31 protein-coding genes, 1 tRNA gene and 1 pseudogene are annotated in these 25,585 nt (G+C 39.9%); 22 read left to right on the forward strand and 11 right to left on the reverse strand.

The window, feature by feature from the left end; all coding sequences use genetic code 11:
* Positions 1–60 precede the first annotated feature (60 nt).
* The 3 genes from OIT90_RS01660 to OIT90_RS01670 form a co-directional block, all read right to left on the reverse strand.
* On the reverse strand, positions 61–264 hold the full coding sequence (locus tag OIT90_RS01660; protein WP_126682452.1) for a hypothetical protein: 204 nt from the start codon (positions 262–264) through the stop codon (positions 61–63).
* 2 nt (positions 265–266) lie between these two features.
* Positions 267–518 carry a glutaredoxin family protein gene (locus OIT90_RS01665; RefSeq protein ID WP_330545669.1) on the reverse strand — a complete coding sequence of 84 codons (252 nt, stop codon included), beginning with the start codon at positions 516–518 and terminating at the stop codon, positions 267–269.
* Between the two features lie 28 nt (positions 519–546).
* Positions 547–617: transfer RNA gene (locus tag OIT90_RS01670), tRNA-Cys, on the reverse strand.
* A gap of 197 nt (positions 618–814) precedes the next feature.
* Here OIT90_RS01670 and OIT90_RS01675 point away from each other — a divergent pair.
* The 3 genes from OIT90_RS01675 to OIT90_RS01685 all read left to right on the forward strand — a co-directional run bounded on the left by OIT90_RS01675 (position 815) and on the right by OIT90_RS01685 (position 2,484).
* Positions 815–1,363, forward strand: coding sequence for a sigma factor-like helix-turn-helix DNA-binding protein (locus OIT90_RS01675; protein ID WP_474892193.1), 549 nt, complete (start codon positions 815–817; stop codon positions 1,361–1,363).
* Positions 1,364–1,386: 23 nt separating this feature from the next.
* Complete coding sequence (locus OIT90_RS01680) at positions 1,387–1,620, forward strand: hypothetical protein (RefSeq protein ID WP_126682449.1); 234 nt, start codon at positions 1,387–1,389, stop codon at positions 1,618–1,620.
* Between the two features lie 96 nt (positions 1,621–1,716).
* On the forward strand, positions 1,717–2,484 hold the full coding sequence (locus OIT90_RS01685) for a hypothetical protein (RefSeq protein ID WP_126682448.1): 768 nt from the start codon (positions 1,717–1,719) through the stop codon (positions 2,482–2,484).
* 22 nt (positions 2,485–2,506) lie between these two features.
* On the opposite strand, the gene OIT90_RS01690 is transcribed toward OIT90_RS01685, so the two are convergent.
* Together OIT90_RS01690 and hemQ are read right to left on the reverse strand one after the other, a co-directional pair.
* The gene (locus OIT90_RS01690) at positions 2,507–2,776 is read right to left on the reverse strand and encodes a YesK family protein (protein ID WP_126682447.1); all 270 of its coding nucleotides are present in this window, start codon (positions 2,774–2,776) and stop codon (positions 2,507–2,509) included.
* Between the two features lie 1,241 nt (positions 2,777–4,017).
* Positions 4,018–4,788: a hydrogen peroxide-dependent heme synthase gene (gene hemQ, locus OIT90_RS01695; protein ID WP_330545667.1), complete on the reverse strand. Its 771-nt coding sequence runs from the start codon at positions 4,786–4,788 to the stop codon at positions 4,018–4,020.
* Between the two features lie 239 nt (positions 4,789–5,027).
* On the opposite strand from hemQ, the gene pta reads away from it, so the two are divergent.
* The 16 genes and pseudogenes from pta to OIT90_RS01775 all read left to right on the forward strand — a co-directional run bounded on the left by pta (position 5,028) and on the right by OIT90_RS01775 (position 18,500).
* On the forward strand, positions 5,028–5,999 hold the full coding sequence (pta, locus tag OIT90_RS01700; protein WP_056766819.1) for a phosphate acetyltransferase: 972 nt from the start codon (positions 5,028–5,030) through the stop codon (positions 5,997–5,999).
* A gap of 130 nt (positions 6,000–6,129) precedes the next feature.
* A complete protein-coding gene (locus OIT90_RS01705; protein ID WP_458210225.1) occupies positions 6,130–6,981 on the forward strand; it encodes a MurR/RpiR family transcriptional regulator in 852 nt (283 codons plus the stop codon).
* A 150-nt stretch (positions 6,982–7,131) separates the two neighbouring features.
* The gene (locus tag OIT90_RS01710) at positions 7,132–7,803 is read left to right on the forward strand and encodes an RraA family protein (RefSeq protein ID WP_474892194.1); all 672 of its coding nucleotides are present in this window, start codon (positions 7,132–7,134) and stop codon (positions 7,801–7,803) included.
* Between the two features lie 13 nt (positions 7,804–7,816).
* Positions 7,817–8,692, forward strand: a complete 876-nt coding sequence (locus OIT90_RS01715; RefSeq protein ID WP_144489899.1) for a prephenate dehydrogenase/arogenate dehydrogenase family protein — start codon at positions 7,817–7,819, stop codon at positions 8,690–8,692.
* Between the two features lie 46 nt (positions 8,693–8,738).
* A complete protein-coding gene (locus tag OIT90_RS01720) occupies positions 8,739–10,073 on the forward strand; it encodes a TRAP transporter large permease subunit (RefSeq protein WP_474892195.1) in 1,335 nt (444 codons plus the stop codon).
* A 13-nt stretch (positions 10,074–10,086) separates the two neighbouring features.
* Positions 10,087–10,353, forward strand: a complete 267-nt coding sequence (locus tag OIT90_RS01725; protein ID WP_039182253.1) for a hypothetical protein — start codon at positions 10,087–10,089, stop codon at positions 10,351–10,353.
* Positions 10,354–10,528: 175 nt separating this feature from the next.
* Positions 10,529–10,927 (forward strand): YwqH-like family protein, encoded by a 399-nt coding sequence (locus tag OIT90_RS01730; RefSeq protein WP_474892321.1) that lies wholly within the window; start codon positions 10,529–10,531, stop codon positions 10,925–10,927.
* 4 nt (positions 10,928–10,931) lie between these two features.
* Positions 10,932–11,210, forward strand: coding sequence for a YwqI/YxiC family protein (locus OIT90_RS01735; protein WP_064498874.1), 279 nt, complete (start codon positions 10,932–10,934; stop codon positions 11,208–11,210).
* 11 nt (positions 11,211–11,221) lie between these two features.
* Positions 11,222–12,916 (forward strand): annotated as a pseudogene (locus tag OIT90_RS01740) (T7SS effector LXG polymorphic toxin).
* 19 nt (positions 12,917–12,935) lie between these two features.
* A complete protein-coding gene (locus tag OIT90_RS01745) occupies positions 12,936–13,262 on the forward strand; it encodes a hypothetical protein (RefSeq protein ID WP_039182239.1) in 327 nt (108 codons plus the stop codon).
* Between the two features lie 247 nt (positions 13,263–13,509).
* Positions 13,510–13,779: a hypothetical protein gene (locus OIT90_RS01750; RefSeq protein ID WP_151284891.1), complete on the forward strand. Its 270-nt coding sequence runs from the start codon at positions 13,510–13,512 to the stop codon at positions 13,777–13,779.
* 87 nt (positions 13,780–13,866) lie between these two features.
* Positions 13,867–14,280 carry an SMI1/KNR4 family protein gene (locus OIT90_RS01755; RefSeq protein ID WP_474892322.1) on the forward strand — a complete coding sequence of 138 codons (414 nt, stop codon included), beginning with the start codon at positions 13,867–13,869 and terminating at the stop codon, positions 14,278–14,280.
* Positions 14,281–14,520: 240 nt separating this feature from the next.
* Positions 14,521–15,366, forward strand: a complete 846-nt coding sequence (lipL, locus tag OIT90_RS01760) for an octanoyl-[GcvH]:protein N-octanoyltransferase (protein WP_144516255.1) — start codon at positions 14,521–14,523, stop codon at positions 15,364–15,366.
* A 36-nt stretch (positions 15,367–15,402) separates the two neighbouring features.
* Entirely contained in the window at positions 15,403–15,888 is a 486-nt protein-coding gene (locus tag OIT90_RS01765; RefSeq protein WP_047202590.1) for a tetratricopeptide repeat protein, read from the forward strand.
* A gap of 105 nt (positions 15,889–15,993) precedes the next feature.
* The gene (locus OIT90_RS01770) at positions 15,994–18,270 is read left to right on the forward strand and encodes a glycosyltransferase (RefSeq protein ID WP_260774973.1); all 2,277 of its coding nucleotides are present in this window, start codon (positions 15,994–15,996) and stop codon (positions 18,268–18,270) included.
* The gene (locus tag OIT90_RS01775) at positions 18,267–18,500 is read left to right on the forward strand and encodes a DUF5970 family protein (protein WP_024426379.1); all 234 of its coding nucleotides are present in this window, start codon (positions 18,267–18,269) and stop codon (positions 18,498–18,500) included. The genes OIT90_RS01770 and OIT90_RS01775 overlap by 4 nt, the downstream gene beginning before the upstream one ends.
* A gap of 33 nt (positions 18,501–18,533) precedes the next feature.
* Here OIT90_RS01775 and OIT90_RS01780 read toward each other — a convergent pair whose 3' ends face one another.
* Entirely contained in the window at positions 18,534–19,343 is an 810-nt protein-coding gene (locus OIT90_RS01780; RefSeq protein ID WP_034281253.1) for an RsfA family transcriptional regulator, read from the reverse strand.
* Between the two features lie 242 nt (positions 19,344–19,585).
* On the opposite strand from OIT90_RS01780, the gene OIT90_RS01785 reads away from it, so the two are divergent.
* The 3 genes from OIT90_RS01785 to OIT90_RS01795 all read left to right on the forward strand — a co-directional run bounded on the left by OIT90_RS01785 (position 19,586) and on the right by OIT90_RS01795 (position 21,810).
* Positions 19,586–19,807 (forward strand): YuzB family protein, encoded by a 222-nt coding sequence (locus OIT90_RS01785; RefSeq protein WP_003215259.1) that lies wholly within the window; start codon positions 19,586–19,588, stop codon positions 19,805–19,807.
* A 170-nt stretch (positions 19,808–19,977) separates the two neighbouring features.
* The gene (locus OIT90_RS01790) at positions 19,978–21,279 is read left to right on the forward strand and encodes an HD domain-containing protein (RefSeq protein ID WP_007497716.1); all 1,302 of its coding nucleotides are present in this window, start codon (positions 19,978–19,980) and stop codon (positions 21,277–21,279) included.
* A gap of 30 nt (positions 21,280–21,309) precedes the next feature.
* A complete protein-coding gene (locus tag OIT90_RS01795; protein ID WP_212043533.1) occupies positions 21,310–21,810 on the forward strand; it encodes a YwgA family protein in 501 nt (166 codons plus the stop codon).
* Positions 21,811–21,902: 92 nt separating this feature from the next.
* Here the strand turns inward: OIT90_RS01795 and OIT90_RS01800 are convergent, their stop codons facing one another.
* The 5 genes from OIT90_RS01800 to OIT90_RS01820 are packed head-to-tail and all read right to left on the reverse strand — an operon-like array spanning position 21,903 to position 25,568.
* Positions 21,903–22,646 (reverse strand): amino acid ABC transporter ATP-binding protein, encoded by a 744-nt coding sequence (locus tag OIT90_RS01800; protein WP_251180971.1) that lies wholly within the window; start codon positions 22,644–22,646, stop codon positions 21,903–21,905.
* Positions 22,643–23,353 (reverse strand): ABC transporter permease subunit, encoded by a 711-nt coding sequence (locus tag OIT90_RS01805; RefSeq protein ID WP_047202585.1) that lies wholly within the window; start codon positions 23,351–23,353, stop codon positions 22,643–22,645. Before OIT90_RS01805 ends, OIT90_RS01800 begins: the two co-directional genes overlap by 4 nt.
* A gap of 16 nt (positions 23,354–23,369) precedes the next feature.
* Positions 23,370–24,212 (reverse strand): transporter substrate-binding domain-containing protein, encoded by an 843-nt coding sequence (locus OIT90_RS01810; protein WP_339208491.1) that lies wholly within the window; start codon positions 24,210–24,212, stop codon positions 23,370–23,372.
* A 17-nt stretch (positions 24,213–24,229) separates the two neighbouring features.
* Complete coding sequence (locus OIT90_RS01815) at positions 24,230–24,991, reverse strand: amino acid ABC transporter permease (RefSeq protein WP_474892196.1); 762 nt, start codon at positions 24,989–24,991, stop codon at positions 24,230–24,232.
* Positions 24,992–25,004: 13 nt separating this feature from the next.
* A complete protein-coding gene (locus tag OIT90_RS01820) occupies positions 25,005–25,568 on the reverse strand; it encodes a GNAT family N-acetyltransferase (protein WP_474892197.1) in 564 nt (187 codons plus the stop codon).
* Positions 25,569–25,585: the final 17 nt, after the last annotated feature.

Here is a 25,585-nt window from a genome sequence, read left to right on the forward strand (position 1 = left end):
GTATCAATGTCTGTTTCTATTCAAATGAAAACCCCCCATCTCTACGAGAATGGGGGTGTTTTATGTTTCGATAGAACATAGATTCAATCCATACTTTTCTTCTAAAAGTTTATTCATTTTTTTTAGATGTTTACTATAGCAAAGGGCAATCTCTTGATACATCTCTTTTTCTTCAGAGTCACACGAGTTAAGCTTTTGTGCTGTTTTTATTAACTCTTGTTTTACATGAGAATAATGCTCTAGTGAGCGCTCAAACTGTTCCATTATTAATCCCCCAGTAAAAGACTCTCTAACTTATTTAATTTAAAACCGGCTACCGTAATTTCATTTGGTTCATCTTCAATCTTAATCACTGTATAAGGTACACCTAATACTTTTTTCTCTAATAACTCTTGTCTATTTTTTTCAAATTCTACTTTCTTTTCTTTATATTCAATCGAATGGTTATCTAGCCATTCCTTCTGTTTGATACAAAAACTACAACCTTTTGCTGTATAAATAACGACTTTTGGATTCATAATCATTCTCCTTTTATTTATTTCTAAAAGGCAGCAATCGGATTTGAACCGATGATAAAGGTTTTGCAGACCTTTGCCTTACCCCTTGGCTATGCTGCCATTTAAGTAAACTAATGCATCTAATAGATTGAAAGTAAACGTCCATTATAGATTATTTAAATTTACCTTAAATTTACTATAAAGATTATTTGAAAGTGGTGATAAATCCACATAAAATAGAACATATGTTTCTTGATATTTATTGAACCGTTTACTTTTTGTGGGCTGAATTCATTATAAAAATAGAGGTGATTTCTTTGAGTCAAACTTTATTGAATTTCGATTTTTTAAATGAGCCGATTGTAAAACGTTTTCTTGCTGATCCCCAAAATCAACGATTATTTCAAGAGGTGACTGAAAATCCAAATGAACAAAATCATTTATTGTTAGATAGAAAGTTCAAAGTGTTTTATAAAAAGGCAAGAATGCTTAAATATTTCAGCACCATGATTAGGATATCTTCAATTGATTTTGATAAAAAAGATCGAAAGATTAAGCAGCGTTTCTTACTTACATTAGATGCTCCTTTAAATAATGAGGATGAAAAAACTACACGAACTGAGACAATCCCAGATCCAGTAGAAGAGCCCTTTACAACTTCTTGTGTAAATTTAACAGAATGTATTACAGATCCAACGTTATACGAAGCTTATACCAGATTAAATAAGAAGCAAAAAAAAGTATTGAACTTAATGTATATAGAAGGCTTAACTCTTCAAGACATAGCAACTTTTTTAGGAGATTCAAAACAAAATATCAATAACATTCATAAGAGAAGTCTCAACAGATTTAAAAAGCACTATTAGTCTTAAAAATTAGGAGGACTGAAATGGACTCTTTTTGTAAACATGAAAACATAACTCAAATTGAACAAGAAGAATTATTACAAATGTTAACCCCTCTTATCAAAAAATGTCTATACAATGTTTCATATCAGGAGAGAGAAGACTTTGAACAAGATATTAAGCTAAAGTTACTTGATAGATTTAATTTTATAAACGATCAGGAGGTACCAGGCTTTTGGGAGTTTGCGATACAAAAAGAAGCACAAAAGAACATTTGAATTTTTTAAAAAGGAGAATGTACTTTTGACATATCCAATTCACTTTATAGATAACGGTGGTGATACCACTTAAAAAATTAAAAGGAGTTGGAGTATTTGCAAACAATCAATGGCATTTATTTGCAAGGTAAAGAACTAGAGGGATTTAAAGAACGTGCAATTAAATCTAGTAAATTTGAGGAGTTACTAGAAACGATTAATGACCTTATAGGTAATGATGATTTAACAAAGGAACAGTTGCTTATTGAATACGGATATAAAGGAGATATTGAATTAGAAAAAGACTATGTTGTTTCAGCTAGTCAAGTCGTTCTCGGCAACGAAAGCAAAACAGCACGGATTGTTTACCGTGAGCTTAAAGACCTTGATGTACCTGAGAGTTTCAAATTACAAGGTCAAGTTTTAACATCTGATGAAGCTGACTCACGTCATCTACTAGGGATTTCATTTACTTCTGAAGGCGAACTTGAAATTGATACTATTCACACTGATTATCCGGATACTGAATTACCAGATATAACCGAGCCTTTGCCGGATGACCCTAATTACGTCCCGCAAGATACAGAAAATTACGCTGAACCTAAAGAGAAAACTGGTGTAGCTATCACTAAAGCTTGGTGGACTTCCAATGGATGTTTACCTGGAGGATATCAACATTGCGGAGGAAACTGTGGTTATGGGCTGAAACATGGAGGTAAAAAGCCAATTAACTATACAGATAGCTGCTGCGTGTTACATGATCGTTGTTACGGTAGTAAAACAAAAAATTGTAAATGTGATTCAATGCTTATCAAGTGTGTGAGAAACGAGATCACTTGGGCTACTTTTGCAATCAGACTATATTTCGGACCAAAAGGTTGTTAGAAGAAATGCCTAGCTATTCAAGCTAGGCATTTTTTTGTTCACTTTTAAAAAATCCAGAAATGCTGGTAATAATTAAAGCGATAACAGATGATATTAACAAAGAAACGCTGATAGCTCCTAACCCTAAGCCTTCCCATCTTCCGACAAAAAAACTTATGATTAATAAGATGATACTTCCCATCATTAAAGCTGCTGGAAATCCATACTGTAAAGAAGAATTTCTTTTTTTAAATATTAGAGAAATGCCAAATATAATAACTGTAAGGATAGTTGTAAGTAGCCAGAATGACATTTTTCTTGCCTCCTTGAAAGAAATGATAAAGAACCTTTATGAATATTTATGTATCTCTTCAATATCGTACCACTGATTTTGTTTGTTTACCACTGAGCTGATAAATCGTTTTTTTATTTCTTTTACTTCTTTGTTGTCTTTATGGTGTTTCTCGTTACTCATTTAGATCATAAAATCTTTAAATTTCCTATTGGGTTTGCGATAGTGAAAATAAAAAGAGAGGTTTGTTTGACGGAAAAGTAACAAGCTTATTTACTGCTAATATGATCGGTGATTGGTACGAATTGTTAATGAAACAGAACATACTAAGGGCTGAAAATAAGAGAAAAATCCATTCACTTTCTTTTCCAGTTTAAGTAATCTTTATTTTCGGAAGTTTCATGTCAAGACTCAAACTGATGTTCAAAGAGAAAGGAAGATAATTTGGTACTCCCTAAACCCTCAATATCTGCTGTATTCCTTCTTAAAAGTCACGAGAGTATTTTTCAAAAAAACAAAAACACTCCCAGATTTATGAAAGTGTTTTTTCGCTAGATTTACTTCGAGGCTTAAAGGATAGCTCGCAGTCTTTACAGTACAAGTAACCGAATATCTTTTCTCGTAGTTTAATCAAGTAAATAAATATGATGACAAATAATCCAATCCTTATTAAAAAAATAGAAAAGAACAATAAATTTGTTATGACATACGAGATGAAAAAAGAAATAAATAACATGAGTAATATTGCTAGGCAGCCTGCGTTTCTTCCCCTTTTCCCCACACGATTACTGTTGCACCTAGGGCATCTTTGCCATTCCAAAAGCTAAACCTTCTTTCCAAATTTTATGTATATTCCATCATAGCATAAATAGGAAAGAATTTTTCCAACAAATTGTTAATGTTCTTGTTCAAAGAACATCAGGATAAGTTTATCGGTGTAGATTTGCGAGATATTAATTTCTATTCACCAGTATATTTGACCCAAATGAAAATTAATTCGGTTAAAGGTGAAGTAAAAATAGCATTACCCTCTCATATACATCGACCTTCCCATTGGATTAACTAATTTTGTGTCTTATTTAAGAAAAGGGAGCTTTAAGAGAGCCAACGAAGAAGCCTAATTGACAAATTCAGTCATGCCAATCGAAAACGCACCGAGTGTTAATGCAAAAATAGCGATGGGGAAGTTTCTCATGATGTGATCACCTTTCTAAACAAATACATAAAAAAGCTTCGGAAAGATCCGAAGCCTTAAGAGTTTATCATACATGGAAATAAGACGCCAGCTGCTCGTTTGCTAAACGGTTTCCAACAAAGAAGGAACCGAATTCGCCGTAGCGTGCACTGACTTCATCAAAGCGCATTTCATAAACCAATTTTTTAAATTGGAGCACATCATCAGAGAAAAGGGTAACGCCCCACTCATAATCATCAAAACCAACAGAACCTGTAATGATCTGTTTTACTTTTCCAGCATAGCTTCGGCCAATTAAGCCATGGCTTCTCATAAGAGATTTACGCTCATCCATGGAAAGCATGTACCAGTTGTCATTGCCAGAACGTCTTTTATCCATTGGATAGAAGCACACGTATTGAGAAGAAGGAAGCTCTGGATATAGGCGCGCACGTACATGCGGGTTCTCGTAAGGATCTCCGCCATCTCCGCCTCCTGCTAAGTAGTTGCTGAGCTCAACAACTGAAACATAAGAATAAGCTGGAATCGTAAACTCTGCTAGTCGTGTTTTGTTGAATTCAAGTTCAATTTCACCTAGTTCTTCCATTGTCGGACGTAAAATCATGAGCATAATATCTGCTTTTTGGCCGACAATACTATAGATTGTTTGGCTTCCAGCTTTATCTTGCTCAGCTATTTTCCATTTTTCCAATAGACCTGTGAACTCATGAATGATGGCTTGGCGCTCATCACTTGTCAGCAGCTTCCAAGCTGTCCAGTCGATCGTTCTAAAATCATGCAGCGCATACCAGCCATCTAGTGTTTGAGCTGCTTCATTTGTTGTATGTTGTTCGCTCATTTCTTTCACTCCTATTAACAGTTTTCCATCTGTTCCAACTATAACATAGTTTGTCCAAATGGAGATGTGATCAAAACTTGAACGAAGAAAACAGCTTTATCAAAATTGATTAAATTAGTTTGAAAAATAAGAATTTAATTTGTAAGCGCTATAATATAAGTTGGTAGTTTGAATTTAGGTAGAAGAAGAGTATGCTTAAAAGAGAACGCTTTTTTTGTAAAATCAAGGAGGGTATTGTAGTGGCAGATATTTTTTCAACAGTTCAGGAAAAGGTTGCAGGTAAAGGAGTAAAGATCGTTTTTCCTGAGGGAATGGACGAACGCATTCTAACAGCCGTTCAAAAACTAGCAGACGGCAAAGTATTGCAGCCAATTGTGGTAGGTAAAAAACAAGAAGTTGAAGCAAAAGCAAAAGAATTAGGTCTTACACTTGCTGGTGTTGACGTGTATGATCCTCATACATATGAAGGTTTTGAAGAGCTTGTACAAGCTTTCGTCGAAAGACGTAAAGGCAAAGCAACAGAAGAGCAAGCAAGAAAAGCATTACTAGATGAAAACTACTTCGGTACAATGCTTGTGTATAAAGGTCTTGCAGACGGACTTGTGAGCGGTGCGGCACACTCAACTGCTGACACAGTGCGTCCAGCACTTCAAATCATTAAAACAAAAGAAGGCGTAAAGAAAACATCTGGCGTCTTCATCATGGCTCGCGGCGAAGAGCAGTATGTGTTTGCTGATTGTGCAATCAACATTGCTCCAGACAGCCAAGATCTAGCTGAAATTGCAATTGAAAGTGCAAACACAGCAAAAATGTTTGATATCGAACCACGTGTGGCAATGCTTAGCTTCTCTACAAAAGGCTCAGCAAAATCAGACGAAACAGAAAAAGTATCTGAAGCAGTTCGCATTGCAAAAGAAAAGGCACCTGAGCTTGTACTTGATGGAGAATTCCAATTCGATGCAGCTTTCGTTCCTTCAGTAGCAGCGAAAAAAGCGCCAGATTCCGTGATCAAAGGTGATGCTAGCGTATTTGTTTTCCCTAGCCTCGAAGCTGGAAACATCGGTTACAAAATTGCACAGCGTTTAGGTAACTTTGAAGCTGTAGGTCCTATCCTGCAAGGCTTAAACCAGCCAGTAAACGATCTTTCAAGAGGCTGTAATGCCGAAGACGTTTACAACCTTGCGCTGATCACAGCAGCACAAGCATTATAATGATCTCGACAAAGGCAGCCAGTACGATAGATTCGTGCTGGCTGTTTTTTTGATGACAAATGTGTACAATATAGGGGGAAAAGAAAAAATTTGATCGTAGATAAAGCCGATAGAATAGGCAGGTGCTATAATGAACGATTTAATACATAAGCTTCAGCATAAGGTCGCGGGATTAACAGAGGCACAAAGGAGAATTGCAGATTATATCGTGCACAATCCGATGGAGGTCGCGTTTTTAACTGTAGATAAATTGGCTTCAAAAGTAGGGACGAGCACAGCTACCATCATGAGATTCTCTGCTGCTGTAGGGTATTCCGGTTTCTCTGAGCTTCAAAAAGAGCTTCAATCAAACATGAAGCATAAAGCTGCCCCTCAAACGAGACTTGAAGCGAACCTCAAGCATTCAAATAAAAGTAAGCTTCTGCATAACCATGTAGAGCTGCAATTTCAAAATATCCAGTATGCTTTAGACAATATCACCGAAGAAAACTTTCAGCATATTGTTGAAAAAATAGCCAGCTCCCGCCAGGTTCTGTGTACAAGTGCCCGAAGTGGAAGACCTGTTGGCGAGTATCTGTCATTTGGAATCAATCGGCTATTGGGGAACTGTCAATATATTGATGCGGACAAAAGCGATTGGGTGGATGATCTCGTTCATTTTCAATCTGATGATTTCATTATAGCGGTCAGCTATCCTCGCTATGCAAAGCGTATAAAGGACTTGCTGGAGGCAGCGAAGTCATATGGGGTGGAAGTGCTTTTAATTACAGACAGCTACAGCTCTCCACTAACTAAGTATGCACAATATGTATTACCATGTTCCTCAGCAAGTGTGGGCTCTCATAACTCTGTCGTATCTGCTATCTTTATCGTAGATTATATTTTAAGTGCCTTAGCCATTAATGACCCTGAAAGAACAAAACCTCGTTTAGATCAAATCAATCATATGTTAACGAAAATGAGTTATCACACAACACATTAGTCGTGTGGTGACTCATTTTTTTCATTTAATTTTTTTGAAAGCGCTTTACTAAATGAAATCGAGATGGTATGATCGTGTCACAAAAGTAATATATATTACTTTAATAAAATTTAATGTAATGAATATAACTCAAAGGGGATGATGGAAACAATGAGTACTGTTCAATTCGTGTCAAATGATCTAATAGATCGGGCAAGAAAGCTTAACTCAACCTTGCTGTCAGACGTGATGGGATGCACTGGAGCGATGGATCATCAAATTAAACCTGTTGCAAGAGGCATGAATATAGTAGGGACAGCTTTTACCGTTAGCTTACGGCCAGGGGATAATTTATTTCTTCATCAAGCGATCTACTCTGCTAAAGAAGGAGATGTACTGATTGTTGATGGAAAAGACCATAAAGGTCATGCATATTTAGGGGAATTGATGGCACATTCAGCAAAGGCTGTAGGTATAGAAGGGATCGTGATAGACGGGCTTGTTCGCGACAAACTTGCTTTAGAGGAGCTGGCTTTTCCAATATACAGTAAGGGGTTTATGCCAAACGGACCTTTTAAAGATGGTCCTGGGGAATTGAATCAAACCATCTCGTGCGGCGGTGTTAAAGTAGCACCAGGTGATTTAGTCATTGCTGACGATGATGGAGTCGTCATCGTTCCACAGGAGAAGGCGGAACACATGCTCACACTAGCGGAAGAGAAACAAGCGTATGAAAATCAGAGATTAAACACGATTCAACAATATATGGACGAAGGAAAGCAAGACACTAGTCTCTTAGCACCTGCATGGCTGGCAGGCAAATTGAAAAAATTTCAGGAATAGGGGAGAATCGGTGATGAAAATAGGGTTTATCGGTTATGGAGAAGCAGCATATGAGCTATCAACGGGATTGAAAACAGAAGGATTAGATCAATTTTATGCGTATGATGTACTTTTACAAAATGAGAAATTGGCTGGAACGTTGAAAGAAAAAGCATCGCAGACAGGAGTTCAATTAACCAGCAGTATTAGTGAAGTCATTGAGAAATCTGATATTGTCATTGCAGCTGTGCCAGCGAATAAAACTTTAGAAGTTGCCCAATCTGTAACGGGAAGTTTGAAAAAGAATCAACTATATGTAGATGTGTCAGCATCAACACCAGACATCAAAAAGCAAGTGGCCAATGAAATTGAAAAGCAAAAAGCTCTATTCGTAGATGCTGCCATGCTAGGGCCTCTTCCAGTCAACAAACACAAGGTTCCGATCACGGCAAGCGGCAGTGGAACCGACCAATTCATGAAAGTAATGAATGCTTATGGCATGAATATCACAAAAATCAGTGACCAGCCAGGAGATGCTTCTGCCTTAAAGCTGATCAGAAGCGTTTATATGAAGGGGATCGTTGGTCTCATGATTGAATTTTTGGAAATTTCCAAAAAATATAATGTGGAACAACAAGTGATTTCTTCATTAAGCGATACAATGGATAGCAAAAGTTTTGAAGAGACCATGAACCGTCTTGTGACAGGGAGTGCATTACATGCAAAACGACGAGCGATCGAGCTTCTTGGCTCTATTGAAATGTTAGATGAAGCAGAGGTTGATGCCAGCATGTCTCGGGCAGCACAACAAAAGCTAGAGAGATTAGCAGACTTTCAATTCGTTGAACGGTTTAATGGGAAAAAGCCGGCCAGCTGGGAAGAAGTCATTGACGTGATGCAGCAGGGGTAATAAATTGTAAGCGTTTTATTTAACGAAGGGGAGGCGAAAAAACGATATGGGTTTTATTGCGTTGATTGTATTCATAGCTGTCATCATTGTATGGAATGTCGTCGTGAAACGGAATATGGGAGAAGCCATGCTATTGGGCTTTATTGCAACCACATTATTTGGCGGATTGGATGCATTAAGACTTTTCTGGGATGGATTAAAATTTGCATCCACATATGAGGTGCTCTATGCAGCTGTCGCATTTGTATTCATGGCTTATTTGATTGAAAAGCTGGAATTAATTCATGCACTCTTACGAATCTTAAATTCGGTTGTAGGTAAACTTCCTGGTGGAGCGGCTTATATGAGTACGTTAGGCTCAGCAGTCTTAGGTGCTCTTTCAGGTTCAAATTCTGCAAACACAGCTGCCACTGGCTCTATCACGGCATCTTGGATGATTAAATCAGGCTGGAGCCGAACCCATACAGCGACCATTTTAGCAGGGAATGGCGGACTTGGAGCAGCACTGCCTCCGAACTCTTCCATGTTTATCATGCTGGGTTTTGCACCAATTGCAGCCCTTGTATCTGAAGGAGATTTATATATTGCGCTTCTAATAGGAGGACTGTATCAAGTCGTATACCGATTTATTTTGGTGTATATTCTGGTGAAAAAGAATAAAATTCAGGCCATGCCGCCAGATGATATTCTTCCTTTTAGGGAAGCTGTGAAACAAGGATGGAAGTCGATCTTTATTTTTTTCGGTGCCTTGATTCCTATCATTATCACAATAGGCCCGCTGGCAAACTACTTAAAAAGTAATCCAAACATTGGACCAGAGGCAATGGATCAGATTTCTTTAATTACGTGGATTCCGATTCTCATGATGTTGATTAGTTTAACAATTGGAAGGAAAAAGGCCTCTGCACTAGATTGGTCTCAGTTTTTCAAGTCGGCCATTCCTAAATTTACAACGATTGGTGCCTTGATGCTGTTTGCTGTTGCAGCAAGTCAGGTGCTTGCTGAATTAGGATTGGCAGAAGATTTGACGCAAATCACATCAGTACTTACCATTCCGAAGTGGCTCATGGTGCTCATTGTGGGAATTCTTGTCACGCTGGTGGCTGGGCCATTATCTTCAACAGCTACATTAACAGCTGTTGGACTTGTCTCATTTTCAGCTTTAGTCTCAGTCGGAGTTGATCCAGTTGTGGCTGTTGTCGCCATTCTTGCTTTTTCATCGACAGAAGGCGCTTCCCCTCCGGCATCAGGATCGATTTTCATTGCTTCTGGTCTTGCAGGAGCCAAACCTGAGAAAACCTTTATACCACTGATTCTCTACTATATGCTGCCAATCGTGGGAATTGGCTGGTTCATCGGAATGGGAATACTTCCAGTATAGAAAGGAGAAACACATGAGAGCATTAATGGAATTATTATTTAAAGTGCTGCTTGTCCTGTTCTTAACGTCAGGAGCCCTGTTGGTATTCGGTCAAATACTAGGGATTCTCTTGCAAAAGGGAGATATGATTATTGCGAGTACGAATCTATTCAAAAACCCAACACTGGTGTTAAGTGCCTTTTTTAGTCTTGTTGGTTTCTCTCTCAATTATATTCCTGAAAAGAAAGACACCTCATTTAGCGATCATCCATCAGCATCAGCGAGTGATTCGCTCAAATAAGCAATAAACAGCTGGATTCAGTAAATGAATTCAGCTTTTTTGTGCGCGAGAAATAGGTATTAAAACCCAATACGTACGATTCATTTTTTGGTAAATTCACTTTCGATCATATGCCTCTTGTTCTAGTAAATGGTAACATAACGGAGGACTATTTAAGGGATAGAGGTGTTTGACGATATCTGGAGCAATCATCGGTTATAAAACAGCCTTGTATTCATTAAAGGCAGATATATCTATAAAAAAAGAACAAATCATCGAACTCAACATGTGCCGCAAAGAAATCAAAGAGGCAAAATCAACCCTGTCAGATGCCAGCAAGAAAATCACTCATCCAGATCTGACATCACAAACATGGTTTGGCCATTTGGCAGACACGTTTGATGACATTCGAGACGAAATGGCTTCCGCCAGTCAGGAAATAAAAGGTGTACAGCTAACCAATCTATTAAATCGAATTGATGAGAAAATCAATGACCTAATATCAGAGATCCAATCGTTAGAACATGAAATTCATTCGGTTGAAAGAAAAATAGAGAAAGAAAAGCAGAAACAACTGGAAGAAAAAAGAGGGTAGTCACATGACGAGAGAAATTAAAATAGATGCCAGTCAGGTCAAACGAGTATTACAGCAAGCAAAACAATCAGGCACTCAAATGAATGCAGCCCTTCCAACAACCATCAAAGGAAAAAATCAGCTCCTGACAGCAGACTCATTAGCAAAGATCAATCAACAGCTGAACGAATTAAGTAATTCCTATATAGGCATCCTTCAGAAACAGCTTGTACAAACAGAACAAGCGGTGAACACCATGATTGAAACGGACAAGGCGCTTGCTTCCAGCAGTAAAAGAAAATAAAGGAGAACGCAATGAAAACCCTTGACGCCTTTGCGCTAATAAACGGAATAGATCAAACGCTGAATGCGTTAAATCAGCAGTCACAGCAAATCAGCTCCATAGAAAAACAAATCCATCACATCATCTCACTCGATGGCGCACTAAAGGGAGAAGCAGGACAAGCTATCCGCGCCTTTTATACAGAATGCCATATTCCCTTCCTGCAATTCTTTCAGGTCGTCATTGAGGAATATAGCGCTGCATTAAAAAACACAAAGCAGGCTCTTCATGCACTAGAATCAAACGAGCACGGCTTTATCTCACAAGCGTTTATCGAAGATGATCTTGATCAAGGCTTAAAAAAAGCTGAACGTACGATTTCTGAAATCGTATCAGAGGTAAACCACGCCATCGGCAGAGTTGGTCATATTGTTTACTTGCCAAGTGTAGACGAATCAGCTTTTCAGCAAAACTATTAAAAGGCATGGCTTGAGACCTCAAGAACCATTGGTCTGCTTCATGCATTTGACAGGGAGCAGACAAGTGCTTTACATGAAACCAAAAGCCCCCTTCAAACAATGAAGCAATACATAGATACCTTAAGTACCATGTTCACCGGCCCAAAAATCGACATCACAAGCTATCAAAAGGGATCTATTTTCAAAGATGGAAAAAAAGAAAAAGTAAGCAGCACCATCAGTGGATTGAACGACAAAATAGACAACCCAAAAGACAATCCAATGATCATCATGCTGAAGAAACTGAAAGAGAAACAACAGGCGAATGTGGAGATGGTTGTTCGGAATGACACCCATAAAAACATCAGTAAACAAATCACAGCAAACGATCCATCGCTTACGACATTGCAAAGGGAAGCCGTGAACGGGAAAAACAAGATTCATAGAGACATCAGGGTCATAAATGGTAAACTATTCAACGTAAAAGGCATTAAAAAGTTAAAAGAATTCGACATCGCAGATGAAGTCGTCACGGACCCATCGGATATTGATTTTATTGGCGGAAGATACACCGTTTACGCCAATAAACAAATCATCCGAACGTATATCGCAAACGGCGAAATAAGAATAGAAGAAGTCGATAAAATTCCAGAAAGCCGCAGCCGTGGCAACGCTAAACGCATATTACACGGCGAAGTTGTCTCAACTACCGAAAACATCATCTTAGAATACACCGGCATCTACGACGGCTACCGAGCCGTTACTGGCAAAGACCCAGAAACCAGCCAAAACATCAGTAGCACAGACCGAGCCTTATCCGCAGCCTCTATCATCCCAATCACGAAAATAGTGAAGGTTGGGAAATATGTTTTTAGGTTGGATCAAGGGAAGAATGTGAAGAGGGTTAAAACACCTGCTTACGGAAAACAATCCGTACCTAAAGGACCTTACCGTGAAGTGAATGGTTTTCCAGCAAAAGTAAAATCAGGAGCTCAAGAAAAACATATTCCAGAAACACCAAATTACAAGCAAGAAGTAGCAAATGGAAAAAAGAAAAGCATTTTTTACGGAGATAATAAAAAGGCACAAGAATTGCTAGATAAATATGCAGGGACAGGCAAAGAATTGGGTAAGAATAAAGAAAGGATAGACTTTGGCCAAGCAATAGGAAAATACTATAATATTGATACTGGAAAGTATGAAGAGACTACTAAGGGAATGATACATTATGGGAAAGATGGTGCTCACATCGTACCAGCGAGGCCTTAAAATGAATTGGAGGTAAAAAATGGGTTATGATTCTTTGATTGGAACATTAATAAAGTATGAAAAAAAAGATATGATTTTGGAATGGAATAGTGGCTTGAAAATCTTAGGGAAACTAGATACAGTTTTTGAAACAAATAATATGTTAGATGAAGATGATATTAATTTTACAGAATATATTGCAGCTGCTTTCCAAGTAAATGATATTCTATCTCATCCTAATGAAAACAGTGGCAGTGTATACGATTGGTTAATTCAAGAGAAAAGCTCTTTAGTTGAGATATCTCTTTATGATGATCCACCAAATAAGATTTTGGTAGATGGCCAAATAGTATGGGAATTGGCATAAGAGTAACAATTGACATTTTAGAATTTTAAAATCTAAGCCCTCGGTAAGAGGGCCTTTTAATTATTTATGAGTTAGTGAAATATGCGTCAAGTTGATCGTTGGCAAAACCGGTTTCTGTAGGTTCATAACTGGGGCAGTTTGGGCTGAAATATGATAGCGCATGTGTATCATCAAAGCTCAATCAATATTATTAACAGTAAAGTACCATTGAATGATTTAAATAAAACTTCGAAAATAGGAGCGTTCAATGAACAAAAAACAAGAACTAACGAAACAAATCCAAACCGTCATCAACATCCTAGAAAAAGACTATTCCCAAGAAATCAATCAAGGTGTTCTCCAATTAATATACAAAAGATATAAGGATGCACAAAGGATCATTCAGAACAATGAAGATCTCCAAAAGATGTTGATCATTGGCGGGGTGAGGGCTTATTTGGATAGTTACAATGATTATTTAAACCCCTTTCTAGATGAATTACATAAAGCAGAGAGCTTGCTAAAAGAAATGCTGTAATAGATAAAATGGCTGTCTATAGTTCTAGATGAGGCTATTTTCTTTTAAAGATGTATAAAAGGGTCATGAAAAAATCAGCTGCTTAACATAGAGGAGGCTCTTAAAATGCTCAATTTACCTCAAATCCCAAATTTGCACGTGAACAAACCAGCAAGTGACATACATATCAAAGAGGCAGAATCCCAGTTAAACATGGCGCTGCCCCATGCTTATAAAACCTTGCTGAAACAGACAAATGGATGTTCCATTGGCGGCGATGTTCTGTTATACGGGACGGAGGACATAATGGAACGCAATACAACGTGGGAAGTCCATCATTATGCGAGCGGCTATGTAGCCATTGGCGATGATGGCGGCGGGCGAGTACTTCTCATGCGGCAGGCAGAAGAGGAGAAAAAAGTGTGGATCGTCGATGCTGGTGTGATGGACCCTCAACATGCGGAATTGGTCGCTGAAGACTTGTTGAGCTGGGTAAATGAGGGCTGTTTCATAGAAGTTTAGTCTATTAAGGAGATGATCGATTTGCCGTGGAATACATTGATCGCTGCATGCCTCGTGGTCGGGGTTCCTGTCGTTTTAATTGCAGCTTTTTATTTCATCTCGAAAAGGAAGAATAAGAAAACAAAATCATCTAACTGAAACGCTCTGTGACGCCAAATGTTATGGAGCTTTTTTGCATTCTCCCTCCATTCCTCCCATGGTATAATAAACACAGTTTATGAACGAGAGGATATGCAGGACATGAAAAATGAACCTATTGAGTTATTGACACAGCCGACATGGCGAATCATAGATCAATCGAGCCTAGGTCTCTATGTAGACCCAAAGCAATCCTTTGCGATGGATGATACGCTTTGCGCGTCGGTGGGGAAGGGTCTCTCACCAGCGACAGCCCGTTCTTGGGTGCATCACAATACGATTGTGCTTGGGATTCAGGATACAAGACTTCCTTTTCTCCAAGATGGTGTAAAGCTGCTTGAGGATGAAGGATATCGCGTGATTGTGCGCAATTCAGGCGGCCTTGCTGTGGTACTGGATGAAGGCGTACTGAATGTGTCTTTAATCTTTGCTGAACAAAAGAAAGGTATTGATATTGACCGCGGGTATGATGCGATGGTGGAATTGATCCGCCGGATGCTGTCAATGTACGAGGTGGACATTGAAGCTTATGAAATTGTCGGCTCTTACTGTCCAGGCAGCTACGATTTGAGTATCAATGGAAAGAAATTTGCCGGCATTTCTCAGCGTAGATTACGCGGAGGGGTCGCTGTGCAAATCTATTTGTGTGCAGATGGAAGCGGTCGAAAACGAGCTGATTTGATTCGCCGTTTTTATGAGGTGGCCTTAAAGGATAAACGACATGAGGTGAAAGCGGTATTCCCTGATATACAGCCGGATACGATGGCATCCCTATCAGAATTAACTGGAGAACCAATTGACTGTGCGCTTCTCATGCGTCTTTTACTAGAAGAACTCCAAAAGCTGAGCGACCAACTGACAGCTTCAGGACTGACCACCGAGGAACAGCTAGAGTTTGAGAAAAACATGACGCGGATGATTGAGCGGAATGAGAAAGTGTTCTCGTAAACACATCTTTCCATCTTAAAAAATAGGGGTGATGTAATGGAAACGAAACTTCTGAAAGCCATTGAACTTCGAGAAAGTGGACATCTTCAAGAATCCAATGACATGCTCACCCGTCTTGTAGAAGAGTATCCAGACCATGCCTCCATTCACTATCAATGTGCTTGGAGTTATGATGTGTTAGGAAAGGAAAAACAAGCTGTCTTTTTTTATGAAAGGGCCATTGAGTTAGGATTGTCTTCAGAAGAACTAGAAGACGCTTTACTAGGATTAGGAAGTACATACAGAACCTTAGGGGAATATGAAAAGTCAAAACAGATATTCCTGCATGCGATGGAAGCTTATCCGCATAATAAAGCCATTCAAACGTTTTATGCCATGACTTTGTATAATTTGAAGGAACATAGCAAAGCGATGGAAATATTACTGAACTGTTTAACTGAGACGACAAACGATCCTGCTATTTTGAGTTATCGAAAAGCCATTGATTTTTATTCGAATCAGTTAGATAGATTGTGGAAATGATTTATATAGATTTGGAGGGGCAATGTAATGGAAGAATCCCCTCCTTTGTTATGAAATTTTATATATGTGATAGTCCTTTATGACATAAGAAAGAAGGAAAATGTATTGTCATTCATCACCACGTATTACCCGCTGTTTATGCTTTGTGTTTTGTCTTTGTTGTATGTGATGTATCGTATTCAGCCGATGGCCTCTACGATTAAAAAAATCACCATTGTGCTCTGTGTGTTAACAAATGCTGCATACATTTGCTGGCGTCTCTTCTTTACACTGCCGCATGAAGGTACATTTAATATTGTGATGGGAATTTTGCTTGTTGCCTGTGAATGTATTGGATTTTTACAGCTGCTTGTGTTTTATACACTTGTTTGGAAGCCTTCAAATCGGAAACAAGTCATGATCAGTGATCTTGACAGGCTGCCAACAGTTGATATTTTCATAGCTACATATAATGAACCAATTGAAGTGTTAAAACGCACGGTTGCAGGTTGTTTGAATTTGTCTTATCCAAAAGGCAGCGTCCATATTTATTTATGTGATGATGGCAAGAGGGAGTCTGTGAAGCAGCTTGCTTTTGAGTTTGGTGTTCATTATCTGACAAGAACAGATAACAAGTTTGCTAAGGCGGGGAATTTAAACCATGCGATGTCTCAAACGAATGGGGAGTTGATTCTCACACTTGATGCTGATATGGTCCCCCTTCCTGCCTTTTTAGAAAAGACAGTGCCTTACTTTCATGATGGAGCGACTGCGTTTGTTCAAGTTCCACAAGCATTTTATAACGAAGATCCTTTCCAATATAATATGTTCTCGAAGGATCGAATTCCAAATGAGCAGGACTTTTTCATGCAAACCCTCCAAGCTGGTAAAGATCGATTCAATGCGGTCATGTATGTCGGGAGTAATACGGTATTTAGAAGAACAGCATTAGAGGAAATTGGCGGATTTGCTACTGGGGTAATTACAGAAGACATGGCGACAGGAATGCTTCTCCAAGGGAAGTTCAAATCTGTGTCTGTCGGAGAGGTATTAGCTGTCGGTCTGGCACCTGAAAGCTGGCTTGATTTGTTAAAGCAGAGAGACCGGTGGTCGAGAGGGAACATTCAGTGCGCCCGTAAGTTTAATCCATTGAAGGTTCGCGGCTTAACGCTTATGCAGCGCGTTCTTTATTTAGATGGCATTGTGTATTGGTTTAACGGTTTGTTTAAAATGATTTACATTCTTACACCGATATTGTTTTTATTATTTGGTATTCAAAGTTTCTGGGCCGATTTTCAGTCCATTTTCATGTTTTGGCTGCCGGCGTTCTTTAGTTCGTATTTAGCGTTTAAACTGGTGTCGAATCAAAAAAGAAGTATGTTTTGGAGTCATATTTACGAAAGCTCTATGGCATTCCACCTGGCTGGTGTGGCTTTAAGTGAGCTATTTTTGAAGAAGAGGGTTGAATTCCTTGTCACACCGAAGGGAATTCAAACGGACAAGAGACATTTTCATTTGAAAACGATGATTCCTCATTTGATCTTCTTGCTACTCTCATTGCTTGTCCTTGTGAAAATAGGATACGATATGAAGGTAAATGGGACGATGAATGCTGATCTCACGTTGATTAATATTTTTTGGGTACTTTATAACGGTGCAGGGCTGTTCATGGCACTTATTGTGGCGTTTGATCGTCCGCGTTATCGAAAATCAGAGCGTTTTGTCATTGAAAAAGAGGGGCATCTTCGTTCCGATCATCAAGATGAGTCGATTGCTTGTTTTCTACTAGATATGAGTGATTCAGGTGCGCGTCTATCCATTCCATCGGATCAAGCTTCTTCTCTAAATCAAGGACAAATGCAATTATTCTTTTCAGAGAATGAAAGTGTGGCATGTGATGTGGTCTGGAGTCATCCGGAGGGAGACAAGCTGATGGTTGGTGTGGCTTTTACTGACACAGAAAAATCACAGTACCTATCACTGATCCGCTTCTTATTCACACGAGAGCACGTATCGATAACGGATCGTGAGAAAAAATCCTATGCTGTTCGGACATTTCTCCGCTTTGTAAGAGAAACGGAGAAAGTACCAAAGGCTATTCGGCGCAAATGGATGAGAAGACCATTGCAAGGTGTGGCAGGCACGCTTGTCTATGAGGACCGGTTAGAAGAGAAGGTGCCGGTGAACATACATGATATTAGTTTATCTGGGTGTAAAATCGAGTCTGAAGCTTCAATTGAATTACATGACAAAGTGCTAATCACCATTGATACAGAATCTCTGACAGAGCAGCCGGCGATTGTGGTCTGGACATCACAAAAACGCGGCCGCACAATAGCCGGACTCAAGTTTGTTCAGCCTGAAATCAAGCAGATAGAAGAAAGAGAGGGAGTGGTTTCTTGAAATCCAAAAATGGCGGTTACCTCTATTTACTATGGCTTCCTGTCATCATGGGAGCCGGCTACGGCATTTCGCTTTTAGTGCCATTTCTTCAGCCTGTACTAACACTTGGCATCGCAGGTCTTTATATTTTTATGTTTGGTGATTTTCAAGTAAGGCAGGTCAGGTATATTTTTATGTTCGTGTTTTTGATCAATGTCCTTTTTAGTGTAATGCTATTTTTGGGCATTTAAAAAAGTGCTTCCCGAGGCGGGGAGCACTTTTTGTTATTCTGCCATTTTTTCGAGGTTGCCGTTCCGGTCCATTTTAAAGGTTGGTGCGGCACTATCGTCTTCTTCAAACAAAACTAGTTTTCTTGCACGGTTCATGATTTTGACGAGTGTTTCATAATCTTCTTGAATCGTGAGCTGATCCTTTTCAAGCTTTTTCACTTCAGCTTCTAGCTGCGAGACTTTATGAGAAAGCTCATTGTTTTCTCGTTTTAAGCGGCTGTTTTCCATACGTAAGGCAGTGGATTGCTGACCATCGCCTTCATAACGGCGTAAGAAATCAATGATATCGTCGATGGTTAATTCTTGATGCTGCCTAAATGGATTCGCTTCCGGCTTTTTCTCTGCGGTATTTGGGGCAGGAGAAGCCTGTGACAATAAATGTGATAAACTAGCTAACTCTTCATTGTAGCTTTGATCCACAAACTGAAGCTGTTCGGCAGTTTCAGCAGCTGGTGCAAATGTTTCTTCCTTTGCTGGCTCCAATTCCTGTGAGAATTCCTCCTGAGTGACCGTTTCTTCTACTTGCGGCTGATAAAGTAATCGTTTTTTCGCAGGCTGGCCATTGCCAAGTGCGCGCATCCGTTGTTTTCGCTGTTTTTTGGCAAGTGCCAACGCTTTTTCATATTGATGCCTCACGACAGCATTCCATCTAAATCCGCATGCTGCGGAGGTGCGGTTCAGCTTGTCTCCTACTTCTTCAAACGCATTTAGCTGCGTACTGCCTTCTCTGACGTGACGTAAGACGGTTTCTGCCAGGAGGAGATCATTTTCCTCTGACCAAGCATCTTGTCTTTGTTTTGACATGTGTTTAAACCCCCATATGATTTGATGGTATTAGATTAGCCAAGTTCAAGATGGTTTATACAAGTTTGCTAAAAGGATAGTGGAAAATACTAGCTTTTATGTAAGCGCGTCATTGGGACGGCAAAGCGTCTTGCAAGTCCAGCCGCTTCGATGTACAATGTTGGGTGGTATATTATTCACGATTGGCTGTCCAACTGTTTCATATAGAATGAAGTATCATCATTGAAAGGAAGCGTAAGACCATGGCTAATGAGTTTCGCGTATGTGACGATTGTGATGCGACGAACCTAAAGACGTTATTGCCTCGACTCAAATCGGTTGACCCTGATGCAAAAATTGAGATTGGCTGTCAATCCTATTGTGGTCCAGGACGAAAAAAGGCTTTTGCGTTTGTGAACAATCGCCCATTATCCGCACCAACAGAAGATGAATTACTCGAAAAGGTTCAAAAAAAAGTCAAATAAATGTCACTGAATGTGTTCAGTCGACCTAAAAAGAGGTCCGTCCCTGTCAGGTCGGGCTTTTTACGTCCGTGCAATCTTTGAGAACACATTCACCAGCAAATTCAAGGATGTTTTCGGGAAAAGTTACCCGATATAATAGAAACACGTCTTAAAAAAAGAGGGACGAAACGATGGCGTATCCAAAAGGTAAATTATCTGAGGAAAAGGTATTTAAAGATCCTGTGCACCGTTATGTTCACGTAAGGGACGCATTAATATGGGATTTAATAGGAACAAGAGAATTTCAGCGCCTGAGACGGATTAAACAGCTAGGAACCACGTATTTGACGTTTCATGGTGCAGAACACAGCCGATTCAATCATTCACTCGGTGTATACGAGATTGTGAGACGAATTGTGGATGATGTGTTTAAAGGGCGACCGGAATGGGATGAAGGAGAGCGCGAGCTTGTACTTAGTGCAGCCTTGCTTCATGACCTCGGACATGGTCCATTTTCTCATTCCTTTGAAAAGGTCTTCCACTTAGACCATGAATCGTTTACAAGAGATATTATTTTAGGGCAGACGGAAGTCAATGAAGTGCTCCGCCGGGTGAGTGATGATTTCCCGAAGCATGTGGCTGAAGTCATTGCCAAAACGTATCAAAACAAACAGGTAGTTAGTTTGATCTCAAGTCAAATCGATGCCGACCGAATGGACTATTTGCAGCGTGATGCTTATTATACTGGCGTCAGCTACGGCCACTTTGATATGGAACGTATTTTACGTGTGATGCGCCCGAGAGAAGATCAGATTGTGATGAAGCAGAGCGGGATGCATGCGGTAGAAGATTATATTATGAGCCGCTATCAAATGTACTGGCAAGTCTATTTCCACCCAGTAACACGCAGTGCTGAAGTCATTTTAACGAAAATCCTTCATCGTGCAAAAGAGCTGCATGAAACGGGTTATATTTTTACACATGCCCCAGTTCATTTTTACTCAATCTTTGAGGGAAATGTCACCACAGAGGACTATATTAAGCTGGATGAATCCATTGTTTTATTTTATTTTCAGGCGTGGGAAGATGAAGAAGATCACGTGCTGGCCGATTTGTGCCGCCGTTTTATGAACCGCCGATTGTTCCAATATACAGAGTTTAATCCAAATGAAGAAATGACGAAATATTTCAAGCTGACCGCCTTGTTTAAGGAGGCAGGAATTGATCCTGACTACTATTTAGTGGTCGACTCGTCTTCTGACTTGCCCTATGACTTTTATAGACCAGGAGAGGAAGAAGAGAGGCTGCCAATTCACCTTTTGACGCAAAGTGGTCATATTAAAGAACTGTCGAGACAGTCAGATATTGTTGACGCCATTTCCGGTAAACGAAGAACCGATCATAAACTTTATTTCCCGATGGACTTAATTGTAGATATGTCGGAAAAAGCTGAAGAAAAGAAGGCGATCATGAAGCTGCTTGGTTTGGGATAAAGAAGTACTGAAAAAGGAGATGTCGGGAATTTGTTGAAAGAGCATGCAAAGTTGATGAAGGTATTCTCTGAATCAGGGGAAATCGTTGGACGGAAGAAGCTGCAAAAGATGATTTACATAGCAAAAAAGCTAGATTTGCCTTTTTACGAGAAATACGATTTTCATTTTTATGGCCCCTATTCAGAGGAGTTGACGCTCAGAATTGAAGAGCTGTGCAACCTTGGATTCTTGGACGAAATGAAGGAAAAAAAGGGCGGATACTATCAATATCGCTATTCGCTGACGGACAATGGGAAAGAGTTTCTCGATCAATGTGAAGTGGACATGCCTGACCTCAAAGTGCTGACGCAGCAGATGAACGAGCAATCGTCCCGTTTCCTAGAGCTTGTCTCAACGATTTTATATTTTGATGACCTGCCAGAAGATGAGATAAAGGAAAAGGTCTTCACCATTAAAAGCAAGCAGCGCTATACGGACGAAGAATTTGAGGCTGCCCTTGCTTATATTGATCAGTTGAAGGAATTGAACTAACGAGAAGAACCAGTATGTGATGGCTGATGGCTAGAACAGACTGGTTTTTATTTTGCACAGAAACAAGCCGACCGCATGGATCGACTTGTATTTTATGAATGGTGATAAGAGAATCTTGCTAAAAATTGTTTCGTACGTTCTTCTTTCGTCTGTTCAAAGACTTCTTCCGGCGTACCTGATTCGACGATGACTCCATCCTCCATGAAAATCACTCTGTCAGCAATATCATAGGCAAAGCTCATCTCGTGGGTGACGATGATCATGGTGACCCCGGTTTGTGCTACCTGTTTAATGACATCAAGCGTTTCTCCTACAAGTTCTGGATCTAATGCAGAGGTCGGTTCGTCGAATAAAATGACTTCTGGATTCAAAGCCAGTGCCCGTGCAATGCCGACTCGCTGCTGCTGACCGCCGGATAATTGATGCGGATAGGCATCCTTTTTCTCTAGTAATCCGACCTTTGTGAGTAATTGGAGAGCTGTGTCATAGGCTTGATCTTTCGGTTGTTTACGGGCAATGACTAAACCTTCCATGACGTTTTCAAGTGCTGTTTTATGAAGAAATAGATCATATTGCTGAAAGACCATGGCGGTTTTTCTGCGAAGTGCGAGAATGTCTTTAGGCTTTGCTTGATTGAACTTGACGGTCGTGTGATCAATGCTGATTTCCCCTTGATCTGCACGCTCAAGAAAATTCAAGCATCGCAGAAAGGTTGATTTTCCAGAACCGCTCGGACCTAAAATGACGACCACTTCGCCTCTTTCTACCGTTAAATCAATTCCTCTCAGAATCTGATTTTTACCGAACGCTTTATGCACCTGTTTGATATCAATCATGCCAATCGTCTCCTTTTGTTTTTGTGTCCATATTTCTCATATCCGGCTGTAATGGCTTCGATTGAGGCACACAGGGCCCAGTAGATCAGGGCAACGGCGATGTATGCTTCAAGATAACGATAGTTCACATTTGCTTTAATTAAAGCGCCGTTTAAAATATCGACCACAGACACCATAGAAACGAGAGAAGAGGCTTTGATTAAACTGATCAGCATGTTGTTCAGCATTGGAAGGGAGATGGGAAAGACTTGCGGTATGATGACCCTTCTTAAGACCTGTCTGCTGGTGAAACCAACGGATAGAGCAGCATCGAATTGTCCCTTTGGAATAGATGCAAGAGAGCTTCGAAATATTTCAGATAACCCGCTTACGGCATATAAAGTAAGGGCGAAAATGGCAATCCATCGTCTGTCCAAATCACTGAAACGAATCTGAAGAGAAAGAGATGCAGCCAAATGGTCCAGTGAATCGGAAAAAAGCAGATAAGATACGAGCAAAATCAGGACAACCGGAATTGCTTTAAAAATAGCCACAAACCATTTGAACAAGGGAGACAATACAGGCACCTGATAAAAACGGATAAGGGCAATACCAAATCCAAAGACAGAGCCAAATAATAGCGGGAGAAAGCCTAATAGCAATGTCGTTGGCAAATAATGAAGTGCGGCTATAAAGGCCTGCAGCATAAAGGCAACATCAAAATCCACTCAGATCGCTCCTTTCTTATGATGTAGTAAAGTCTCCGCCCAATATTTTCTTAGACAATTCAGCGAGCTTGCCGTTATCGATTAGTTTTTGTAATGCTTGATCAATGTCTTTTTGAAGTTTCGTATTGTTTTTTTGATAAAGATAATACGTTTTAGATACGTTTACAGGCTTTCCAGAGGTGACTAGATTGGCATTAAATTGTTTGTTTAGCTTGTTGACGTCATACTTTGTGAGCAGGGCCGCATCGACTGTGCCATTTTGAAGGTTTTTGACGAGAATCTCGTTCCCGCCATCTCCGTAGACAATGTCAATTTTCCGATCATGCTTTTTGTTATATTGCTCAAGAAGATAAGCGAAATTACTTCCTGTAGAGGTGTGAACTTTGTGTCCAGCCAAATCGTCAAGGCTTTGAAAATCATGACCGGAGGCTTTATCAACAACCACATAGCTTGTATAATCTGTGTAGCCAACTTTTCCAAATAGATATTTCTTCTGGCGCTCATCATTGATTTCATATTGATGGGCAGCGAGATCTACTTTACCAGCATCTAAAGCGGGCAGAATATTTTTGAATTCGAAGGATTCATATTTAAACTTATATTGTGGAAGCAGCTGATCCACTTCATCTAATACAGCCTTCTCATAGCCTGTTAGTTGACCGTTTTCATCTAAGTAAACGAAAGGCTGATAAGCGTTCCCTGTGCCAACGATGATTTCTTTCGCATCTGGATCATTATTCGCTGCTTCTGCTTTGACTTCATTCGATTGTTCCGTATTTCCGCAGGCAGCAAGCAGCAATGAGCCAAGTGTAAGCAGACCGATGATGTAATGTTTTTTGAATTGTTTGTTATTTTTCATGTGAAATCCTCCTCGTTTTACTTCGCACGCTTTTCTACTGTGAAAGCCGTTTCGGGTCTTTTTAAGGAAACAAATGTCGTCTGACGCTGTTTTCTTGTTTTCGGTGTATTGATCTGTTTTTCCAATAGGTCAAACGCTTTTTCCAGCAGCAGACTTAACAAAATAAAAATGACGGCAGCAATAAAGTATCCTTCTAATACGCGATAGTATAAAGCCCCTAATGTTTGAACCTTTCCTATAATATCCATCACGCCCAATGTGAAGGCGAGGGAGGTATTTTGTAATAAGTTGACAATGGCTACGCCAATATTCGGGAGCGCGATTCTACCTGCTTGAGGAATGAGCGTCCTTCTATAAATCTGCCATTTCGTCAGCCCAATTGAGGCAGCCGCTTCATATTGAGATGCTGGGACACTTGATAAGGCTGATCGGAATATTTCTGAAAAGTAGGCAGCTGTATTGAGTCCATATGTAATATAAAGAAAGATCAATTTGTTCCACATGGAGATATCAAGACCAATTGCGGCGAGCACACCTGGCAGACCATAAAAGACAATAAACATTTGAACCAGGATAGGCGTTCCGCGAATAAATGAGACATAGACTGCACTGAGTTGGTGCAGAACAGGAATGCGCTCAATTCGAAAATAAGCAAGGATGAATCCAAGAAAGCCGCCAATCAAAGTGGCAAATAAAACAATCAGCAAGGTCGTTGGAAGGGCTGATAATACTTTAGGAAAGAGTGTGACCACGTACTCCCATTTGAAAAACTCACCCACGTTGAATCACCTCCTATGTAGAAGTCGTTTCGACTTTTTCTTCTGCGGGTGGTGTCCCTAGAATGTCTGGATCAAAGCGTTCAGGGATAAGCACTTTATACATCAAAACACCTAAATCTCCATTTTCAGCCTCGCGTTCAATATATTTTGTATATCCTTTTCGTTCGTACATCTCTAAAAGCCAAGGGTGTTTCCGGCCAGAAGTGCCCAGTGTATATGCAGGAGCTTTATATGTCTGCCGAAGCAAGGTGTTTTCTACATAATCGAGCAGCTTATTTCCAATCCCTTGACCGGCTAAATCAGGAGCTGTCGCAAACCACCAAACAAATGGATAGCCTGAGACCGGCTCAGTGCTTTCCCAAGGAAAACGTATGGTGATGGTAGATATGAGCCGGCCGTCTCGTTCTAATACAACGGCAGCGGACTGTTTAATGTTTTCTGTGACCATTTTCAGTGTGGCGTTCGTGGATGGCCAATCGATGCCCATTTCACCAAGCGGTTTAAATGCACTGGACAGCAATTCTAAAAAAGCTGGTGCATCTTCTTCGGTAGCGATGCGAAAAATATCTCGACTCATGACAAACCTCCATTCAA

The sequence above is a fragment of the Bacillus sp. ABR genome (assembly GCF_056172715.1).

Excerpts from the sequence above, each read along its gene's own strand:
- OIT90_RS01665 (WP_330545669.1), bottom strand. The coding sequence starts at position 518 with ATGAATCCAAAAGTCGTTATTTATACAGCAAAAGGTTGTAGTTTTTGT.
- OIT90_RS01785 (WP_003215259.1), top strand. The coding sequence starts at position 19,586 with ATGGCTAATGAGTTTCGCGTATGTGACGATTGTGATGCGACGAACCTA.
- OIT90_RS01705 (WP_458210225.1), top strand. The coding sequence starts at position 6,130 with ATGAACGATTTAATACATAAGCTTCAGCATAAGGTCGCGGGATTAACA.
- OIT90_RS01800 (WP_251180971.1), bottom strand. The coding sequence starts at position 22,646 with ATGATTGATATCAAACAGGTGCATAAAGCGTTCGGTAAAAATCAGATT.
- lipL (WP_144516255.1), top strand. The coding sequence starts at position 14,521 with ATGAAAAATGAACCTATTGAGTTATTGACACAGCCGACATGGCGAATC.
- OIT90_RS01720 (WP_474892195.1), top strand. The coding sequence starts at position 8,739 with ATGGGTTTTATTGCGTTGATTGTATTCATAGCTGTCATCATTGTATGG.
- OIT90_RS01765 (WP_047202590.1), top strand. The coding sequence starts at position 15,403 with ATGGAAACGAAACTTCTGAAAGCCATTGAACTTCGAGAAAGTGGACAT.
- OIT90_RS01715 (WP_144489899.1), top strand. The coding sequence starts at position 7,817 with ATGAAAATAGGGTTTATCGGTTATGGAGAAGCAGCATATGAGCTATCA.
- OIT90_RS01725 (WP_039182253.1), top strand. The coding sequence starts at position 10,087 with ATGAGAGCATTAATGGAATTATTATTTAAAGTGCTGCTTGTCCTGTTC.
- OIT90_RS01810 (WP_339208491.1), bottom strand. The coding sequence starts at position 24,212 with ATGAAAAATAACAAACAATTCAAAAAACATTACATCATCGGTCTGCTT.
- OIT90_RS01680 (WP_126682449.1), top strand. The coding sequence starts at position 1,387 with ATGGACTCTTTTTGTAAACATGAAAACATAACTCAAATTGAACAAGAA.
- OIT90_RS01690 (WP_126682447.1), bottom strand. The coding sequence starts at position 2,776 with ATGTCATTCTGGCTACTTACAACTATCCTTACAGTTATTATATTTGGC.
- OIT90_RS01660 (WP_126682452.1), bottom strand. The coding sequence starts at position 264 with ATGGAACAGTTTGAGCGCTCACTAGAGCATTATTCTCATGTAAAACAA.
- OIT90_RS01780 (WP_034281253.1), bottom strand. The coding sequence starts at position 19,343 with ATGTCAAAACAAAGACAAGATGCTTGGTCAGAGGAAAATGATCTCCTC.
- hemQ (WP_330545667.1), bottom strand. The coding sequence starts at position 4,788 with ATGAGCGAACAACATACAACAAATGAAGCAGCTCAAACACTAGATGGC.
- OIT90_RS01750 (WP_151284891.1), top strand. The coding sequence starts at position 13,510 with ATGAACAAAAAACAAGAACTAACGAAACAAATCCAAACCGTCATCAAC.
- OIT90_RS01820 (WP_474892197.1), bottom strand. The coding sequence starts at position 25,568 with ATGAGTCGAGATATTTTTCGCATCGCTACCGAAGAAGATGCACCAGCT.
- OIT90_RS01710 (WP_474892194.1), top strand. The coding sequence starts at position 7,132 with ATGAGTACTGTTCAATTCGTGTCAAATGATCTAATAGATCGGGCAAGA.
- OIT90_RS01790 (WP_007497716.1), top strand. The coding sequence starts at position 19,978 with ATGGCGTATCCAAAAGGTAAATTATCTGAGGAAAAGGTATTTAAAGAT.
- OIT90_RS01745 (WP_039182239.1), top strand. The coding sequence starts at position 12,936 with ATGGGTTATGATTCTTTGATTGGAACATTAATAAAGTATGAAAAAAAA.
- OIT90_RS01735 (WP_064498874.1), top strand. The coding sequence starts at position 10,932 with ATGACGAGAGAAATTAAAATAGATGCCAGTCAGGTCAAACGAGTATTA.